Origin of the sequence: Salmonella sp. NW645, from assembly GCF_051703725.1 — a bacterium.
GTDB classification, from domain to species: domain Bacteria; phylum Pseudomonadota; class Gammaproteobacteria; order Enterobacterales; family Enterobacteriaceae; genus Salmonella; species Salmonella enterica.
Window position 1 is genome coordinate 71224 of record NZ_JAMMKR010000007.1, and the last position, 18435, is coordinate 89658.

Genomic DNA, 18435 nt, shown 5'->3' on the forward strand with positions numbered 1-18435 from the left:
TGGCCATTTCGTCCAGACTTAAGTCACTTAGTCTCGCCGGCCCCGACTCCGGCGAGCCAATTAAAAGAGGAACACATCATGGCTAATCCAACCATTATCAGGCTACAGGATGGCAACGTAATGCCACAACTTGGGCTGGGAGTCTGGAAAGCAAGCAATGAAGAGGTGATCGCGGCGATTCATAAAGCGCTGGAGGTGGGCTATCGATCTATTGATACCGCCACAGCATATCAGAATGAAGAAGGCGTCGGCAAAGCGCTAAAAGCAGCGAGCGTAGCGCGGGAAGAGCTGTTTATCACCACCAAGTTGTGGAATGACGATCAAAAACGTCCCCGCGAAGCCCTGCAGGAGAGTCTGAAAAAACTGCAGCTTGATTATCTCGATCTCTATCTGATGCACTGGCCCGTACCGGCTATCGATCACTATGTCGACGCCTGGAAAGGCATGATCGCGCTGCAAAAAGAGGGGCTGGTAAAGAGTATCGGGGTCTGTAACTTTCAGATCCATCACCTCCAGCGTCTGATCGATGAAACCGGCGTTACCCCTGTGATCAACCAGATCGAGCTTCACCCCTTGATGCAACAGCGCCAGCTACATGCGTGGAATGCGACGCATAAAATCCAGACCGAGTCCTGGAGCCCGCTGGCGCAGGGCGGCGAAGGCGTATTCGATCAGAAAGTGATTCGCGAACTGGCGGATAAATACGGCAAAACGCCCGCCCAGATTGTTATTCGCTGGCATCTGGACTGCGGGCTGGTCGTCATTCCGAAATCCGTCACCCCTTCCCGTATCGCGGAAAACTTTGCTGTCTGGGATTTCCGTCTCGATAAAGATGAATTAGGCGAGATCGCAAAACTGGATCAAGGAAAACGCCTCGGCCCCGATCCGGATCAGTTCGGCGGTTAAGCCGGATTTATCGCACGCCATGCCCGACGATGTCGTCGGGCTTTTTTGCATTCAGAAACATTAAGAAACAATTACGCGCATTTAACAGTATATTTCCCCTACACACAAGCGCAGAATTATTCTGATTTTGTGAATATTTATTCATATTTATTATGAATTTACTTAATACATATAAAATATTTATGGATGTGTGATTGTGGCGGAAAAAAAATCTCAGGGCGTCAAATGGCTCCCATTAATTCTTATTCTGGTTATCGCCGCCGGACTGTGGCAGCTAACGCCCCCTTCCGGGTTAAGCGCGCCGGCCTGGCATTCCGCGATTATTTTTGTCGCGACGATCGCCTCTATCGTGGCGAAAGTGCTGCCTATTGGCGCGGTCGGTATTATCGGCATCACCGTCTTTGCGCTCGCCTATGCTGCCGGCGACAAAACGGCCAGCGGCGCGATTACCACGGCGTTGAGCGAGCTGAACAGTTCGTTGATCTGGCTTATCGTCGTCGCCTTTATGATTGCCCGTGGGTTTATCAAAACCGGACTGGGTCGGCGTATCGCCCTACAAATGATCCGTCTGTTAGGTAAACGAACGCTGGGCCTGGCTTATGGTCTGGCGTTTGCCGATCTGATCCTCTCCCCCGCGATGCCCAGTAACACCGCGCGCTGCGGCGGCGTGATTTACCCGATCGCCGACTCGCTGGCGCGCAGCTTTGATTCACATCCGGAAGATGAGTCTCGCAGCAAAATCGGCACCTTTCTGATCACCTGTATTGGCAATGTTAACGACGTCACCGCCGCACTGTTTATGACCGGTTATACGGGTAACCTGCTGGCGGTAAAACTGGCGGCGAACGCCGGCGTTACGTTGAGCTGGGGAAGCTGGTTTATCGCCGCGCTCCTGCCTTGCCTGGTCTCTCTTCTTATCGTCCCGCTGCTGGTCTACTGGCTGACCCGTCCGGAAATTAAACATACGCCGGATGCGCCGGATCTGGCGCGCAAAGAGCTGGCGCAAATGGGCAGTATGGCGCGCGGCGAGTGGCTCATGCTGGCGACCGTCGGCGTGTTGCTGGTGCTATGGATTTTTGGCAGCTCGCTCGGCGTGGATGCCACGACGGCCTCTTTTGTCGGTCTCTCGATTTTATTACTGAGCGGCGTGCTCACCTGGGAAGACGTTAAAAGCGAAAAAGGCGCCTGGGATACGTTGATTTGGTTTGCCGCGCTGCTGATGATGGCTAACCAGTTAAAGAAACTAGGATTCACCAGCTGGTTTGGCAACCTGATTGGCGACAGCATCGGCAGTACGATGCATGGAACCAGTTGGATAATCATTCTGCTGCTGCTTAACGCAGCCTATTTTTATACCCACTATTTTTTCGCCAGCGGCAACGCGCAGATCGCCGCGCTGTATGCGGTGTTTCTGGGTGTCGGTCTGCATCTGAATATACCGGCAGCGCCGATGGCGCTTATGCTGGCGTTTACCAGCAGCCTGTACTGCTCTCTTACACAGTATACCCACGCACGCGGCCCCATTCTTTTTGGCGCCGGCTATGTACCGACGGGCGTCTGGTGGCGAACGGGATTTATTATCAGCCTCTTTAATCAGGCGGTCTTTTTGACAGTCGGCCTCGCATGGTGGAAAGTGTTAGGGTTGTATTAAACGCTTAACGCATCGATAAGCCCCTCGGTTAACGGAGAAATGGAATGACCTGCATTTTCTGTCAAATAGTTGAAGGTAAAGCACCTTGTCATAAAGTTTGGGAAGATGAGCATCACCTGGCTTTTTTGTCGATTTTTCCGAATACCGATGGGTTTACCGTAGTGATCCCGAAAAAACATTACCCCAGCTACGCGTTCGATCTACCGCCGCAGGCGTTAGCGGACCTGATGCTGGCGACCCAAAAAGTGGCTAAGAAACTGGATAAGGCTTTCCCGGATGTCAGTCGTACGGGAATGTTCTTCGAAGGTTTCGGTGTAGACCATGTGCACAGTAAATTAAGCCCCATGCACGGTACTGGCGATTTAACCCACTGGAAACCGATTGAATCGCGGCAGAATAAATTTTTCGAACAGTATGAAGGATATCTGTCGTCACACGATCATGAACGGGCGGATGATGAAAAACTGGCCGCGCTGGCGGCCAGAATTCGTGAGGCATAAATACGGCGCACTTCTGCCGGATGGTGTTCGGCCTGGGTCGATCTGTGGGCCTGATAAACACAGCGCCATCAGGCAAAATAATCGCTGGATCGCGGCTTCGCCTTATCCAGCCTGACAGGATACCTGTAAAACCGTTTAACGCCCCGCGCCTTTCCCGCGCTTCTTATTCGCAGCAAGCCCCTGCCGCTGATGTTCCACTGGCGTATGCTTGGTCAGCGCCGGGCGGGTATTGCGGTTCTGGCGACGCGCTTCGCGCATCTCTTCAATGGTCGGCGCAGGCACCAGACACTCACGGCGACCGCCAATCAAATGCTTTTTCCCCATCGCTTCCAGCGCCTGGCGAATCAGCGGCCAGTTCGCCGGATCGTGATAACGCAGCAGTGCCTTATGCAGGCGACGTTGCCTGTCTCCCTTCGGCACCACCACATCTTCACTCTTATAACCAATTTTACCCAGCGGGTTTTTGCCGGTGTAATACATGGTGGTCGAATTCGCCAACGGCGACGGGTAGAAGTTCTGCACCTGATCCAAACGGAAGCGGTGGCGCTTGAGCCACAGCGCAAGATTCACCATATCCTCGTCCCGCGTGCCCGGATGCGCGGAGATAAAATACGGGATCAGATACTGCTCTTTTCCGGCCTGTTTAGAGTAAAGGTCAAATAACTCTTTAAAGCGATCGTAGCTGCCCATACCCGGCTTCATCATTTTCGACAGCGGACCTTCTTCAGTATGCTCCGGGGCAATCTTCAGATAGCCGCCCACATGATGGCTCGCCAGCTCTTTAATGTAGCGAGGATCTTCTACGGCGATGTCGTAGCGCACGCCGGAGGCAATTAAGATTTTCTTAATGCCTTTCAGCTCACGGGCGCGGCGATAAAGATTGATCGTCGGCGTATGGTCAGTATCCATATGCGGACAGATATCCGGATAGACGCACGACAGGCGACGACAGGTCTGCTCCGCACGCGGCGACTTACAGCGCAGCATATACATGTTCGCGGTAGGACCGCCCAGATCGGAGATCACGCCGGTAAACCCCGGCACCGTGTCGCGGATCGCTTCGATCTCGTTGATAATAGAGTCTTCCGAGCGGCTCTGAATGATGCGCCCTTCATGTTCAGTGATCGAGCAGAAAGAGCAGCCGCCAAAGCAGCCGCGCATGATATTGATCGAAAAGCGGATCATCTCATAGGCCGGAATACGGGCATTGCCGTAAGCCGGGTGCGGCACACGCTGATACGGCAGCGCAAACACGCTATCCATCTCTTCAGTGGAGAGCGGTATGGCGGGTGGGTTGATCCAGACATAGCGGTCGCCGTGTTTTTGCATCAGCGCCCGCGCGCAGCCAGGGTTAGTTTCGTGATGCAGAATACGCGACGCATGGGCGTACAGCACCTTGTCGCCTTTCACCTTTTCAAAGGATGGCAACAGGATATAGGTTTTTTCCCACGGCTTCGGACGCGGCGGCTGCACGGTAATCGCCTTAGCTTCTTGCTTTTTCGGCGCGACCGGCTTGTTATCCGCGCACGGCAGATCCTCGCCATAGGGATGGGGAATTGGATCGATTTTACCCGGCGTGTCCAGACGAGTGGAGTCGACGCCGCTCCAGCCTGGCAGCGCTTCTTTAACCATAATCGCAGTGTTACGCACATCACGAATCTGATCGATGGTTTCGCCCATTGCCAGACGGTGCGCCACTTCCACCAGCGGACGCTCGCCGTTGCCAAACATCAGCATGTCGGCTTTGGAATCGACTAACACTGAACGACGCACAGTATCAGACCAGTAGTCGTAATGCGCGGTACGGCGCAGACTGGCCTCAATGCCGCCAAGGATCACCGGGACATCTTTCCACGCTTCTTTGCAACGCTGGGTATAGACCAGCGTGGCGCGGTCCGGGCGTTTGCCCGCGACGTTGTCCGGGGTGTAGGCGTCGTCATGGCGCAGCTTACGGTCGGCGGTGTAGCGGTTGATCATCGAGTCCATGTTGCCGGCGGTGACGCCGAAGAACAGGTTCGGTTTTCCCAGACGCATAAAGTCGTCTTTGCTGTTCCAGTCCGGCTGGGCGATGATCCCCACGCGGAAGCCCTGCGCTTCCAGCATACGACCGCAAATCGCCATGCCGAAGCTCGGATGGTCGACGTAGGCGTCGCCGGTTACCAGAATGATGTCGCAGCTATCCCAGCCAAGTTGATCCATCTCGTCACGTGACATCGGCAAAAACGGCGCCGGCCCAAAGCAGGCGGCCCAGTACTGCGGCCAGGAGAAAAGGTCGCGATCCGGTTGGATCAGGGAGATAGCGCTCATATTGCTTCCAAAACGATTGGCAAAAAAATAATCAAAGGTCGGGGATTATAAGCCGGAATGGAAGATAAATCGAATTGATTGGTGAGGCTGCACTCTGTAGCGGGGCCGATTGCCTGCCCCGCCGGTTATCGTACTTATGGACGAACAGGCATATCTGCTACTTTGATAATAGGATTTTGTTCTTCGAGCAAATTCAACAGTACCGGCGTGACATGATACATGGATTCTGCAATCATGACTTTCCCTCGCAGGGTGATTTTCTTTCCTATAAACCGTTGATAATAGTTGTATTTTTCAGGGGGAAGAATGAGCTGGACATAGCGATCCCAGTCAGGTTGATCCGTCATGGCACCAGCCACACACTGAAGGTTTATTGTTTTTAATTCGAGATCTTTATCCGAGTGTTGGCCTTGATTATCTTCAATGACGTGCTCGCGTTTGACCATCATACCTTCCAGTTCAATCGTGTCACCCTCTTTGTTGCAGGAAGAATCAAAGTTCACATAAGTGAGAACATATTTCCCTTTCTTTTCATCAAACTCAAAAGTGGAATTGTAATAAATACCTAAAGGTTCGCTGTATAAAAAGGAGTAGCGCTTATAGCTCTCAATATCTCGTTGACAGTTTCCGCCGCCATTGATCATTAAGTCTCTGTATTTTTGCCATACTTTTTCTAAATTGATTGGCTGATCTACGCCAGTCGTAAGGTATTCTGCCGTATTGTCCATAACATATTTGATATTATTCGCTTTCAGCGCCTCACAAAAATCGGTTGTGTTCTGAATATACAGCGCCTTTTTACGCTGTGACTCAGGAGAAAGCAGCTTTTTGAGGAGTTTGATATTACGATGTTCTGTCTTGGTAATGAGGTAATCAACGTTCGCATAGCGTGGGCGATACCACGGCTGCTGTCGGAAGTACCGTTCCATCTCACCGCCCGGTCTGAAAATATAACCGTGGCGAGCATAAATCTCATTAAGCATAATTTTAAGATCGGCTATCGAGGTTGCGCTGGTTTGCACGCTTCTTACAGGAAGCCAGGTCCGCGAGGCTTCAGGAAATCGACCTTCCAGCGTGATGTGCTCTATCTGCGGTGCAAAAGCAAGATAGCTGCCGTAATCTAACAGCGTTCCCTTTGCCCCCATAGGAATGAGCCCTTTTCTTTTAGGCGTCACGAGAAAATCGATACAGCGCATATGTTCACTTCCAGTAATCACCGAATGGTCATTCTCTTGTTCAAAAAACTGGATATCACACCACGGCGCGCCACTCATCGTAGAAAAATCGTCAGGAACCACGCGCTGCCATTTTCGAACGTCGGGCAACTCAGCGTAAAATCCGAGCCACTCATCTGCAGTGGCGGTATAATCATCGTTTTCGCTGCCATAAAAGGGTTCGCGACTGTCACCGAAAAAGGTAAAGTCATTTAGTGTGTAGTCTGTGACCTTGTCCTGAAAATAGATTTTTTTATTTTCGAACTCAGGGCGGAATTTTAGTTCCGCATTAGCTGAGAAGATAAACAGGCACACAAATATAAATAAAAAACATTTTTTCATTATTTACCACTCCCTGTATTTCTATTAACAATCAATGTAATTTCAATTATCAGAGCACGGCATATCAGTCTAAATCGGCGCACTGCTGTGCTAATTTTATACGCGCATTGGTACGCCGCGTATCTTCTGGTGGATACACCTTATCGATCATTGCGTTAAGCTTGTTACAGTCCAACCAAGCCATCCGGTAGGCAGTCATCAGGCTATGTATTTCATCCTGGTAATCAAGGCTGGCTACAATAAGGGCTTCCGGCAACGCCGTATGTTGCTGTTGCATACTTTGCAGTATCCCCGCCAGAATATCCGGCGGCAGCGCGTCCTCTTTCGAGGCTGTATGCAATGTGCGTGAAATCAGGAAATTCCAGCCGTCCGTCAACTTATCCTGAGGGATGTGCTGCCAGTTCAGCATCTGCCCTTTCACCAACGCACGCAGCGTCTCGCCATCCGCATCACTAAACAGCGACGCCAGCAGATTTTTATTCGGATAAAGTGATTGTCCCAGCACCTGCGGCGTCAGTTTTATCTGGGCAAGCAGCGCTTTAGTTTGCCCCTGCAACAAGAAATAATATGCGCGATACAGCGGATTTTGCGCTTCACGCCGCTGCCAGAAAAAGGCCAGAGTCTCTTTATCCTGAAGCTGTATCGCCCCCGAATAGGCTTCATCGGTGAGGAGATCGGGCATGACCCGTAGTAGAACGTCGGCCATCTCAAAAAAAGTCTGGCGAAATCCCTCAGGCTTAAAATGGGGCGTGGGGAGATATTCCAACGGATTTTGCTGCCGTACGATGGTGCGATTTGCCTGCGCCTGCTGAGAGTCGCCCGTGAGCTGCTCGCTAAAAATACGCACCGCAGTGATATTGCCACTCTCAAAAGCTGCAAAAAATGGCGCATTGACGAAATAGCCATCTTCCCGCGAAACACTAAAAGGCGATGCCACACGTGCAGTCAGAGCGCGCAAGTTTTTTTCTGATATGCCTGGCGCTTTTACCGCCTGAACCAGTGTCTGTTCCAACATACTGTTATCATGAATGCTCTCTAACTGGTCCAAGTCGCCTGCCTGAACCTGCCTGAGCAACTGCGCAATATTTTGCTGTTGCCATTGATGGCTAATAGCACGCCACAGCTCCGGCATCACCGGGCACAGCACCCCAATGAACACAATATGGCACAGTAGCCATGCGGGCCACGGCTTGCGCAGCCAGGTTCCCAGCAGCAGCGCGGGCAGCAAGCCCGCCCAACTCAGAATTGGCAACAGGAGCATCAACATCCATACCGTGCCTGTTTGGCTCAACAACTGGGTGTACTGCAACGTGAGTAACAGCAATACCACGACTGCCCACTGTGGTAGTAATACCCACAGCAAAATCTGTCGGCTGCGTTTTTTGGAAAACATCAGGATCAGCAGTGATGCCACCGCAGCGGCATACCCCCACGGTAGAATACAAAACATCAGCAGTTCAGAGCCAAGCCATCGATTAATATAATCCATTTACTATTCCTTTAGTCACTTCGCGACTGGACATAGCGCATTCAGCCGTTGCCGCGTATCGTTTCGTGCTTGTTCGCCCCCCGCCACTGAAGCATTCAACACCTCACGCAATTGCTCACAGGAAAGCCCAGCCTGTAAAAAAGCGGCAGGAAACGTCGGTGTCCAGGGAAGATAGTGGGCGATTTGCTCGTTGGATAACGCTTTCTGCGCTTGCATCGCCTTAATGATCTGTATCAGCAATGCGTTCTCTAACGCTCCACCACGCAGTCGCAATATGGCCTGATGCAGAGGCTCATTATTTCCGTCTTCCATTGCTCGTTTCCAGTCCACTACGTTTGCATCAATAAGCGACTGAATCATTACCAGATTGCCATTGCTCAGTATGAAAGTGAGCAGGTTTTCACGATCCCACCTCTCAATCGGCGGTGTGATCAATATTTCTGGATTATGGGTTACCTCGCTCATTAGCGGTTCCGTTTTGGCTAACAACACCATCGCTTCGAGCCTGCGTAGAGGAATAGTGGGCGGATGTTTCTGCCAAAAATAAGCAACCAACTCGGTGTTACGTTGGATAATGGGATAAATATAGACAGCATCATTCAACAGTTCTGGCATAATATTCAGCAATAGCTGACTAATTTCTAGTCTGTACTGCTCGCGATACTGTGATATATAGTTAGATTTATAAAGCGTCAGCAGTGGATTTTCTTTACGAGCGACAATGTTGCGATTCTCTCTGGCGGAAGATGTCTCGCCCACCAGTTGCTGGCTAAAAAAGCGTACTATCGGTACGTTATGTTGGCGAAGAGCGGTAACAAATGGCGTATAAAGAAATTCGGCATTCGGGATCGCCGCTTCAGGGCAAGATTCTGCCGCTGTCAAAAATGGCGAAATACCTCGTATTTTAGCCAGATAACGCAATAAATTTTCCGGTGTATCGCGGTGTTCTGCAGCCAGCGTCAAAACACTTGCCAATTGATAACAAGAGGCATCCTGCAAAACCTGAACATCCCCCTTCGCGCGCTCAAACAGTCGGGTAATTTTATAGTTATCCCAGTCTTCACCAATGTGGTGCCATAATCGCGGGCCGTCCATCACATAAACGAAAACGAACAAAAAAAATAGTATGGGACACGATAGTTCCCAGAATAAAAAATGGAGACTCTCGACTAGAAAAAATAGCAATTATTATCGAGGGCATCAATCCTAATATCAATAAATATACGATATAAATATTTTTTGAATCGATCCAGAATAATCCTCCCCACAATATACAAACAACGCTCACCTGCGGAAGAACAACACGCAAAAAAACCCGCCGATAGCGCAAAGAATCAAATGCGCCGACAATTAACCTCAATAATACAACGCCATAAATACCCCACGCGCTCATCAATATTACTGAGTCCCACATCATCCACGCAAATGATTCAACCATAAAGCATCCTTACTTTCCATGCTCACTACCGAATTCAAATCTCTCGTTTCTATTTTCTGTTAACACAGCGAGCTAAACGCACTAATAACTATAGCCAATACGATGATTGTATATATTGCCCAGCACGGTGGATATTATCATCAACAACAAATTCTATCCGTTTTCCAAATTCATTATTGCCCGTTATTTTTTCTGATGATAAAACACATCGAATTCAAACTGCCATGAGAAAGGTTTCGGTTTGTTGCTATTATCAAAGGCAACGGCTTGCGCATACAGTTCGTCCGTCAATAATTCCGGCACGACGCTAATCAAACTGGTACAAATATCTCGCGCCAAAAGTTGTTGTTGCAGAAAAATTTGTTCGTCAGCCATACTATCATTAAAAATACGATTCAGTAGGTCCAATAATGGATTGTTTTGTAAGAGCTGATGCCGATATTGCTTTGCCTGTACAGAATCGCCAATAAACCAGGAGGCAAACGCCCCAACGGCAGGACGATTAAGCCGGTCGATGGCCAAAACCAACCAAATTTTTTCAGTTCCGTCCGCAATATCAAAAGGGGAAATGCGTTTTGCGACTGCATTGCTTGCGACATCAAATGATTTAAAAAAGCGCGGTCATCGGTCGTATCGATTTTTTGTAACAGCGTTTCTTCCGCCGCCTGCTGTGCCTGATAGGCATCGCGCCGATGATGCCTCTCGAGAATATCCCCTATGTGCGCTAACAACAGCAGCAATACGACCGCATGGCACCCGGCCCAAAGGTGGTGTGGTTGGCGTAATCGGTGGCTAAACAGTAGCGCCAGCAATAAACTAAGCCCCAGTATCCACCCTGCGCCAATCGGGAAGAAAAGCGTTTCATCACCCGCAGCAAACCATAGCAAAAGAACCAGCGTAATCTGTGACCAAGCAATCCACAGCAACACGCGACGAGGCGTTTGGAACAAAAAAGCCAGGCAAATAACAATGAAGAACAGAATAAGATAGCCGCCTGCAGTAAACATCCAGAACGTCAGCAGCCGCCATCCCTCCTCACTGATTCTCATCGAATATCACTGGTCCGCCTTTACGACGCAGGATTCACCAGCATTTGTCCAATCGAGCCGCGGTCAGCCATTTCCAGCGTCTGGCTATTGAAATAGAACGGGAAGTGCGGCCAGGACGGCTGACCGTAATAGACCAGCAGTTCGACTTGCCCATCCACCCAGACGGTATCTTTCCAGCCTCTATCTTCCGGGAACGGCATAGCGCCGTTGACGTTACGAATCAGGAAAGAGACGCCCTCAATATGGAACGACTGCGGCATATCGGCGCGTACCGTCCAGCGCTCCCAGGTGCCTTGTTGGGCGGTAATATCAATGCGATTCACATCCCATAGTTGGCCGTTAATCCCCGGATCGTCACCAAGACTGATGTCCCGGCTGCGGACAGGCGCGCCGCTCATGATCTCCGTCGGCAACAGACGCATCGGCAGATTATCGGTCACCAGCGGCAGCAATCCGGTTGGTCGTAACGTCAGCACCAGGGTAGAAACCAGAATACTGGAAGGCTCAAAGAAACCGCGAATCCGATCGACTATGCTGGCCGCCTCCCCGCAGGTGATCGAGACTTCGTCGCCGTTGGTCATATCAACCAGGATTTCACGTCGCTCGCCGGGCGCCAGTGACAACTGTTTGACGGAAACCGGCGCAGGTAAAAAGCCCTGATCGCCTGAAATCACATGCAGCGCCCGGCCATCGCTCATCTGAAGCTGATAGCGCCGCGAGTTCGAGGCGTTCAACAACCGTAACCGCACCCAGCCGCGGGACACTTCGACATAGGGACTTTGCGCGCCGTTCACCAGCAGCGTATCGCCGACAAAACCACCGCTTCCCGGTTCGCTGTACTCCGGCGTCCCAAAGTTATCCAGCCGTTTATCCTGGATAATGACGGGAAAATCATCCACGCCGTAATGGTTCGGAATGGGCAGCGTTTTACTGATGTCGTCTTCGACCAGCCACATTCCGGCCAGGCCGTTATACACCTGCTGCGCGGTACGGTTAGGCGTGTTAGCGTGATACCACAGCGTGGCGGCGCTCTGACGAATCGGCAACACCGGTGCCCAGTCCGCGTTCGGCGACATCATACGCGCCGGGCCACCCATCAGCGGCCCCGGCACCAGTAAACCAGCAACCGTCATGGAGACATTTTCCGCCAGGCGGTTGCTATAGATGAGTTTAACGTCATCGCCTTTCCAGACGCGGATTGTCGGCCCCAGATAACGACCGTTCACTCCCCAGACCGGTGCGCGCGTGCCTTGCGTAAAGGACCAGTGCGCACGCTGTAGCGTCATAAACAACGGCTGCCCGCGACGGGACTCCAGCAACGGCGGAACAGGCAACGGCTGTTGCTGACCGGCAGCATTCGCCCTGAGGGGAATCGCGCCTGCACATAGTGCGATTCCCGATGCCTGAAGAAACTGACGCCGACTGAATGACATATAAGCTCCATGTAAAACAGGCTAAAGAGTTGTGCCTGAAAAAATGATTTCTACAATAACAGAGTAAGGCTGCTTAAACCTTACCGGTCGCTTCACGTTCCGCAACCTCTTTATCAAGTTCCGCGATTTTTTGCTCCATTAACGCACGGCAGTGGGCCGCCAGCTCGCGAACCTGATCTTTACCATATTCGCTGACGTCGACTGGCGGCAGCATTTCCACAATAACCAGTCCGTTGTTCAGGCGGTTTAGATTGACTTTGTTAGAGGTGTTGGAAACGCAGACAGGAATGATCGGCACACCAGCCGCGATAGCCGCATGAAACGCGCCGGTTTTAAACGGCAGCAGACCGCGTCCCCGGCTACGCGTACCTTCAGGGAACATCCAGATAGAAATACGGCGCTTTTTAAAATGGTTAACCACTGCCGCAATGGTGCTATGCGCTTTGGCGCGGTTATTACGGTCAATCAACAGATTACCGGTCAGCCAGTACAGTTGCCCAAAAAACGGGATCCAAAGCAGGCTTTTTTTCCCCACCGTCACCGTTGGCGGCTGCACAATATTCGACGCCGTGACCATATCATAATTATTCTGGTGGTTAGCGATATAGATAGCATTGCCATAGCTTTCCGCGTCGGCGGGTTTGCGGCACTCCACTTTCAGGCCAAACAGCGGGGCCAGACGACCGAACATATGTCCAAACGTCGCCACGTGTTTTGGGTTACGTGGGCTGAAAAGGCAGTAAATAGAACCGAAAACACAGACCAGAATGGAGTAAATAACGGTAACAATAAGACGAAAAATATATAGCATAACAACCTCTGAAGGCCTAAGAGCCCGGCATTCTACGTCACCTGAAATTCAGGTTAGGATTTTGGTAAGTGTGGCTCTCTGGAAAAACGTATTGTTAATCGCAATGCACGAATAAACAACGGTTTTACGGGAAATTTTAATGTTAATCCGATCTGAAACCGTAGGCCGGATAAGACGCTACTGCGTCGTCATCCGGCAACGGCAGAGCGCCGGATGGCGGCTTAAATGCCTTGTCCGGCCTACGGGTGCCCCTGTCTTACTCTTCGCTGTCGCCATGACTTACGCGATGCGGTGAATCAATCTCAATGCGATCGATACGCTGCAGGCCGCGCATTAATGTGCCACGGCGTCCGCGTTCGCCGACCACTTTCTGTAACTCTTCAGGGCGCAGTTTGATTTTGCGCTTCCCGACATGGATAGTCAGAGTGCTTTGTGGCGGCAGCACGTACAGGTGCGCCAGTCCATCATCGCCTTTCGCCGCTTCCGCAGAGGGGATATTAATGATCTTATTCCCTTTGCCTTTCGACAGCTGCGGCAGAGAGTCAACCGGGAACATCAACATCCGTCCGGCCTGGGTAATCGCCAGCAGCATATCGTGCTCGTCTTCAATCACCAGCGGCGGCATGACGTGCGCATTTTCCGGCAGTGTAATCAACGCTTTACCGGCACGGTTACGGGCAACCAGATCGTTAAACGTACAAACGAAGCCGTAGCCCGCATCCGACGCCATCAACAGTTTCTGGTCATCGCCTTCCATCAGCATATGCTCTACGGTCGCCCCCGGCGGCAGCGTGAGTTTGCCGGTCAGCGGTTCGCCCTGCCCGCGCGCCGACGGAAGCGTAATGGGATCAATAGCATAGCTGCGCCCGGTTGTATCAATAAACACCACCGGTTGATTGCTCTTACCTTTCACCGCGGCTTTAAAGCTGTCGCCCGCTTTATAGTTAAGCCCCGGCGCATCAATATCATGACCTTTGGCGCTGCGCACCCAGCCCATCTGCGACAGCACGATAGTCACCGGTTCGGACGGCAGCATATCGTGTTCGCTCATCGCTTTAGCTTCTTCGCGCTCACGCAGCGGAGAACGGCGATCGTCGCCATAGGCATCGGAATCTGCCTGTAGCTCTTTTTTCAGCAAGGTATTCATTTTGCGTTCGGACGCGAGAATGCCCTGCAACTGGTCCCGCTCTTTTTCCAGCTCGTCCTGCTCACCGCGAATTTTCATCTCTTCCAGTTTGGCGAGATGACGCAGTTTCAGTTCGAGAATCGCTTCCGCCTGGGTTTCGCTGATGCCGAAACGCGACATCAGCGCGGGTTTCGGCTCATCCTCGTTACGGATAATCTCAATCACTTCGTCGATGTTGAGAAACGCCACCAGCAAACCTTCGAGGATATGCAGGCGCTTAAGCACTTTCTCCAGACGATAGTTCAGACGACGACGCACCGTGTCGCGGCGGAACACCAGCCACTCGGTGAGGATCTCCAGCAGGTTTTTCACCGCCGGACGACCATCCAGACCGATCATATTCAGGTTAATACGGTAGCTTTTTTCCAGATCGGTGGTGGCGAACAGATGGTTCATCACCTGTTCCATATCCACACGGTTGGAGCGCGGGACAATCACTAAACGCGTCGGGTTTTCGTGATCCGATTCATCGCGCAGATCGTCTACCATCGGCAGTTTTTTATTACGCATCTGCGCAGCAATCTGTTCCAGCACTTTCGCGCCAGACACCTGATGCGGCAGCGCGGAAATTACCACGGCGCCGTCTTCTTTGGTCCATACCGCGCGCATACGCACGGAGCCACGCCCGTTTTCGTAAATTTTACGAATTTCCGCACGTGGGGTAATGATCTCCGCTTCGGTCGGGTAATCCGGCCCCTGGACGATATCCAGCAACTGATCCAGCGTCGTTTTCGGCTGCTCAATCAGCGTAATCGCCGCTTTCGCCACTTCGCGCAGGTTGTGCGGCGGGATATCTGTTGCCATGCCCACCGCAATACCGGTGGTGCCGTTCAGCAGGATGTTCGGCAGACGCGCCGGTAACATTTTCGGTTCCTGCATCGTGCCGTCGAAGTTTGGCACCCAGTCCGCCGTCCCCTGCCCCAGCTCGCTTAACAGCAGCTCGGCGTATTTGGACAGGCGAGATTCGGTATAACGCATTGCCGCGAATGACTTCGGATCATCCGGCGCGCCCCAGTTCCCCTGGCCATCGACCAGCGGGTAACGGTAAGAGAACGGCTGCGCCATCAGCACCATGGCTTCATAGCAGGCGCTGTCGCCATGCGGGTGATACTTACCCAGTACGTCACCAACGGTACGGGCGGATTTTTTAAATTTAGCGCTGGCGTTCAGCCCCAGCTCTGACATCGCATAGACGATGCGGCGCTGTACCGGCTTCAGGCCGTCGCCAATAAACGGCAACGCACGATCCATGATCACGTACATGGAGTAGTTTAAGTAGGCGTTTTCCGTAAATTCATGTAGCGCAAGGCGCTCTGCCATATCGCTCATTGATTGTGATTCCTCAACTGTTAGCCCGAATAATACCCGGTATCTCTCAGGCAATATTGCCGCAGATACTACCCTATCTGGCGCGTTGAGTCACAAAGAAAAGGGCCGCGAGCGCGGCCCTGATGGAGTTTATTTGGCAACTTTAGAGATCTGTTTTACGTCGATTTCGACAGAGTTCCAGTCTTTATCCACTTCACCCTGAATTTCAACGGTATCCTGCGGGGTTACGGTCAGGCCGTTCCAACGCTTGTGGTCAATATCCACATTGATAGTACCGGTCGCATCTTTAAACACATACAGGTCGTCGGAAATGCGCTCGACGATATTCCCGCGCAGCGTTACCCACGCATCGTCACGCAGCGATTTAGCGCTCTCTACCGTCGTGCTGCTGCCGTTCGGGCCGACAAATCCGCCGCCTTGCGTTTGCGTCGCCGACGGGCCGGAGAAACCGCCCTGCTGAGCCGCCAGAACCGGGGTAGAACACAGTGCCATAACGGCAACGATTGCAGCTAATTTTTTCATGATTACTTTTCCCTTTCATGTCGTTTCAGATCCATTTAATAAGGTAATCCTTAACAACTTCTTAAGGCAAAAAAAGAATCTTTTTTTCTGTACATCGCCTGCGGCGACAAGGTTAACTGACGGCAACGCGAGTTACCGCAAGGAAGAACAGATGCGAATTTTACTGGTAGAAGATGACACACTTATTGGCGATGGCATAAAAGCGGGCCTGAGTAAAATGGGTTTCAGCGTCGACTGGTTTACCGAGGGACGTCCGGGCAAAGAGGCGCTTTACAGCGCGCCTTATGATGCGGTTATTTTAGATTTGACGCTGCCAGGCATGGACGGACGGGATATTTTGCGCGAATGGCGCGAAAAGGGTAAACAGGAACCGGTCCTGATCCTGACGGCGCGCGACGCGTTAGCAGAGCGCGTCGAGGGGCTACGTCTGGGCGCCGATGACTATTTATGTAAACCTTTCGCGCTCATTGAGGTCGCCGCCCGTCTGGAGGCGCTGGTACGCCGCGCCAGCGGTCAGGCCAGTAGCGAATTGCGCCACGGCCAGGTGACGCTCAATCCAGGCAATCTCGTCGCGACGCTTGCCGGCGAACCGCTGGCCTTAAAACCAAAAGAGTTCGCGTTGCTGGAACTCTTACTGCGCAACAAAGGTCGCGTGCTGCCGCGCAAGCTTATTGAAGAGAAGCTGTATAACTGGGATGACGACGTGTCCAGCAATGCAGTGGAAGTCCATGTTCATCATTTACGCCGCAAGCTCGGCAGTGAATTTATTCGCACCGTACACGGCATCGGCTATACCCTGGGTGACGCATGAAATTGACGCAACGTCTCAGCCTGCGCGTCAGGCTGACGCTTATTTTTCTGATTCTGGTCTCCATCACCTGGGCAATCTCCAGTTTTGTGGCCTGGAGAAAGACGACGGATAATGTCGACGAGCTGTTTGACACACAGTTGATGTTGTTCGCCAGACGGCTTAGCACCCTCGATCTTAACGAGATCAACGCCCCGCAGCGCATGGCGCATACGCCAAAGAAATTAAAACATGGGCATATCGATGACGATGCGCTGGCATTCGCCATCTTTTCCGCTGACGGCAAAATGTTGCTGCATGATGGCGACAACGGCCAGGATATTCCGTATCGCTATCGCCGCGAAGGTTTCGACAATGGCTATCTGAAGGATGACAACGATCTCTGGCGTTTTTTGTGGTTGAACTCGGCGGACGGTAAGTATCGTATCGTCGTCGGTCAGGAGTGGGATTACCGCGAAGATATGGCGCTGGCGATCGTGGCGGCGCAATTAACGCCGTGGCTGCTCGCCCTTCCCTTCATGCTACTGATTTTATTACTCCTGCTTCACCGCGAGCTCAGACCGTTGAAAAAACTGGCGCAGGCGCTGCGCTTCCGGTCGCCGGAATCGGAAACGCCGCTCGACGCCAAAGGCGTACCGAGCGAGGTTCGCCCACTGGTCGAAGCGCTTAATCAGCTTTTTAGCCGCATCCACTCCATGATGGTGCGCGAACGGCGATTTACCTCCGACGCTGCCCATGAATTGCGCAGCCCGCTGGCCGCGCTGAAAGTACAAACCGAGGTGGCGCAGCTCTCGGGCGACGATCCGCTCTCACGCGATAAAGCGCTGACCCAGCTCCATGCGGGGATCGATCGCGCCACGCGGCTGGTCGATCAGCTACTGACGTTATCGCGTCTCGACTCGCTCAATAATTTGCAGGATGTAGCGGAGATTTCGCTGGAAGAGCTGCTGCAGTCCGCGGTAATGGATATTTATCATCCGGCGCAGCAGGCGAATATCGACGTGCGTTTACAGCTTAACGCCCATGACGTCATACGTACCGGCCAGCCGCTACTCTTAAGCCTGTTAGTGCGTAACCTGCTGGATAATGCGATTCGCTACAGTCCGCAAGGCAGCGTCGTCGACGTTACCTTACATGCCCGCAGCTTCACCGTCAGAGATAATGGCCCTGGTGTAGCGCCAGAGATTCTGACGCATATCGGCGAGCGTTTTTACCGCCCGCCAGGCCAAAGTGTGACCGGCAGCGGTCTGGGATTATCAATCGTCCGTCGCATCGCTACGCTGCACGGCATGACGGTGTCGTTTGGCAACGCCGCGGAAGGTGGATTTGAGGCCGTAGTAAGTTGGTAACAGAGACTTTTGCCAAAAATGCAAAAGACTTTGCACATTTTGCTAATTTCACCGCACCGCCCGTCAGCGTAGAATCAGCAGCAAACGCATTTCTTGAGGAC

Annotated in this window: 14 protein-coding genes and 1 pseudogene; 5 read left to right on the forward strand and 10 right to left on the reverse strand. The window is 52.1% G+C overall.

Annotated elements, in window-relative coordinates:
- Nucleotides 1–78 precede the first annotated feature (78 nt).
- The 3 genes and pseudogenes from dkgA (at nucleotide 79) to NA389_RS15880 (ending at nucleotide 3057) form a co-directional block, all read left to right on the forward strand.
- Nucleotides 79–906 carry a 2,5-didehydrogluconate reductase DkgA gene (dkgA, locus tag NA389_RS15870; protein ID WP_000013100.1) on the forward strand — a complete coding sequence of 276 codons (828 nt, stop codon included), beginning with the start codon at nucleotides 79–81 and terminating at the stop codon, nucleotides 904–906.
- 165 nt (nucleotides 907–1071) lie between these two features.
- Nucleotides 1072–2557 (forward strand): annotated as a pseudogene (locus tag NA389_RS15875) (DASS family sodium-coupled anion symporter).
- 44 nt (nucleotides 2558–2601) lie between these two features.
- Nucleotides 2602–3057, forward strand: a complete 456-nt coding sequence (locus NA389_RS15880) for an HIT family protein (protein ID WP_000128242.1) — start codon at nucleotides 2602–2604, stop codon at nucleotides 3055–3057.
- 135 nt (nucleotides 3058–3192) lie between these two features.
- On the opposite strand, the gene NA389_RS15885 is transcribed toward NA389_RS15880, so the two are convergent.
- The 10 genes from NA389_RS15885 to NA389_RS15930 all read right to left on the reverse strand — a co-directional run bounded on the left by NA389_RS15885 (nucleotide 3193) and on the right by NA389_RS15930 (nucleotide 16177).
- Nucleotides 3193–5364: a YgiQ family radical SAM protein gene (locus NA389_RS15885; RefSeq protein WP_001274458.1), complete on the reverse strand. Its 2172-nt coding sequence runs from the start codon at nucleotides 5362–5364 to the stop codon at nucleotides 3193–3195.
- Nucleotides 5365–5498: 134 nt separating this feature from the next.
- Nucleotides 5499–6920 carry a DUF4459 domain-containing protein gene (locus tag NA389_RS15890; protein WP_000710523.1) on the reverse strand — a complete coding sequence of 474 codons (1422 nt, stop codon included), beginning with the start codon at nucleotides 6918–6920 and terminating at the stop codon, nucleotides 5499–5501.
- A gap of 64 nt (nucleotides 6921–6984) precedes the next feature.
- On the reverse strand, nucleotides 6985–8409 hold the full coding sequence (locus tag NA389_RS15895) for a hypothetical protein (protein ID WP_000384556.1): 1425 nt from the start codon (nucleotides 8407–8409) through the stop codon (nucleotides 6985–6987).
- A gap of 15 nt (nucleotides 8410–8424) precedes the next feature.
- The gene (locus NA389_RS15900; RefSeq protein WP_306291854.1) at nucleotides 8425–9330 is read right to left on the reverse strand and encodes a hypothetical protein; all 906 of its coding nucleotides are present in this window, start codon (nucleotides 9328–9330) and stop codon (nucleotides 8425–8427) included.
- Between the two features lie 700 nt (nucleotides 9331–10030).
- Nucleotides 10031–10222, reverse strand: a complete 192-nt coding sequence (locus NA389_RS15905) for a hypothetical protein (protein WP_043942885.1) — start codon at nucleotides 10220–10222, stop codon at nucleotides 10031–10033.
- 20 nt (nucleotides 10223–10242) lie between these two features.
- Nucleotides 10243–10854, reverse strand: a complete 612-nt coding sequence (locus NA389_RS15910) for a hypothetical protein (protein WP_162264744.1) — start codon at nucleotides 10852–10854, stop codon at nucleotides 10243–10245.
- A gap of 62 nt (nucleotides 10855–10916) precedes the next feature.
- Complete coding sequence (gene ftsP / locus NA389_RS15915) at nucleotides 10917–12329, reverse strand: cell division protein FtsP (protein WP_000010658.1); 1413 nt, start codon at nucleotides 12327–12329, stop codon at nucleotides 10917–10919.
- 73 nt (nucleotides 12330–12402) lie between these two features.
- Nucleotides 12403–13140 carry a 1-acylglycerol-3-phosphate O-acyltransferase gene (gene plsC / locus NA389_RS15920; protein ID WP_000965733.1) on the reverse strand — a complete coding sequence of 246 codons (738 nt, stop codon included), beginning with the start codon at nucleotides 13138–13140 and terminating at the stop codon, nucleotides 12403–12405.
- A 256-nt stretch (nucleotides 13141–13396) separates the two neighbouring features.
- Nucleotides 13397–15655, reverse strand: coding sequence for a DNA topoisomerase IV subunit A (parC, locus tag NA389_RS15925; RefSeq protein WP_001281857.1), 2259 nt, complete (start codon nucleotides 15653–15655; stop codon nucleotides 13397–13399).
- A gap of 129 nt (nucleotides 15656–15784) precedes the next feature.
- Nucleotides 15785–16177 carry a YgiW/YdeI family stress tolerance OB fold protein gene (locus tag NA389_RS15930; protein ID WP_000731553.1) on the reverse strand — a complete coding sequence of 131 codons (393 nt, stop codon included), beginning with the start codon at nucleotides 16175–16177 and terminating at the stop codon, nucleotides 15785–15787.
- A gap of 151 nt (nucleotides 16178–16328) precedes the next feature.
- Between NA389_RS15930 and qseB the strand changes: the two genes are divergently transcribed.
- On the forward strand, nucleotides 16329–16988 hold the full coding sequence (qseB, locus tag NA389_RS15935; protein WP_001221574.1) for a quorum sensing response regulator transcription factor QseB: 660 nt from the start codon (nucleotides 16329–16331) through the stop codon (nucleotides 16986–16988).
- Nucleotides 16985–18334, forward strand: coding sequence for a quorum sensing histidine kinase QseC (qseC, locus tag NA389_RS15940; RefSeq protein ID WP_000779333.1), 1350 nt, complete (start codon nucleotides 16985–16987; stop codon nucleotides 18332–18334). Before qseB ends, qseC begins: the two co-directional genes overlap by 4 nt.
- The last annotated feature ends 101 nt before the right edge of the window (nucleotides 18335–18435 follow it).

Bases quoted from the DNA above. Each gene is read 5' to 3' on its own strand.
- dkgA (WP_000013100.1), top strand. From the start codon at position 79: ATGGCTAATCCAACCATTATCAGGCTACAGGATGGCAACGTAATGCCA.
- NA389_RS15880 (WP_000128242.1), top strand. From the start codon at position 2,602: ATGACCTGCATTTTCTGTCAAATAGTTGAAGGTAAAGCACCTTGTCAT.
- NA389_RS15885 (WP_001274458.1), bottom strand. From the start codon at position 5,364: ATGAGCGCTATCTCCCTGATCCAACCGGATCGCGACCTTTTCTCCTGG.
- NA389_RS15890 (WP_000710523.1), bottom strand. From the start codon at position 6,920: ATGAAAAAATGTTTTTTATTTATATTTGTGTGCCTGTTTATCTTCTCA.
- NA389_RS15895 (WP_000384556.1), bottom strand. From the start codon at position 8,409: ATGGATTATATTAATCGATGGCTTGGCTCTGAACTGCTGATGTTTTGT.
- NA389_RS15905 (WP_043942885.1), bottom strand. From the start codon at position 10,222: ATGGCTGACGAACAAATTTTTCTGCAACAACAACTTTTGGCGCGAGAT.
- NA389_RS15910 (WP_162264744.1), bottom strand. From the start codon at position 10,854: ATGTTTACTGCAGGCGGCTATCTTATTCTGTTCTTCATTGTTATTTGC.
- ftsP (WP_000010658.1), bottom strand. From the start codon at position 12,329: ATGTCATTCAGTCGGCGTCAGTTTCTTCAGGCATCGGGAATCGCACTA.
- plsC (WP_000965733.1), bottom strand. From the start codon at position 13,140: ATGCTATATATTTTTCGTCTTATTGTTACCGTTATTTACTCCATTCTG.
- parC (WP_001281857.1), bottom strand. From the start codon at position 15,655: ATGAGCGATATGGCAGAGCGCCTTGCGCTACATGAATTTACGGAAAAC.
- NA389_RS15930 (WP_000731553.1), bottom strand. From the start codon at position 16,177: ATGAAAAAATTAGCTGCAATCGTTGCCGTTATGGCACTGTGTTCTACC.
- qseB (WP_001221574.1), top strand. From the start codon at position 16,329: ATGCGAATTTTACTGGTAGAAGATGACACACTTATTGGCGATGGCATA.
- qseC (WP_000779333.1), top strand. From the start codon at position 16,985: ATGAAATTGACGCAACGTCTCAGCCTGCGCGTCAGGCTGACGCTTATT.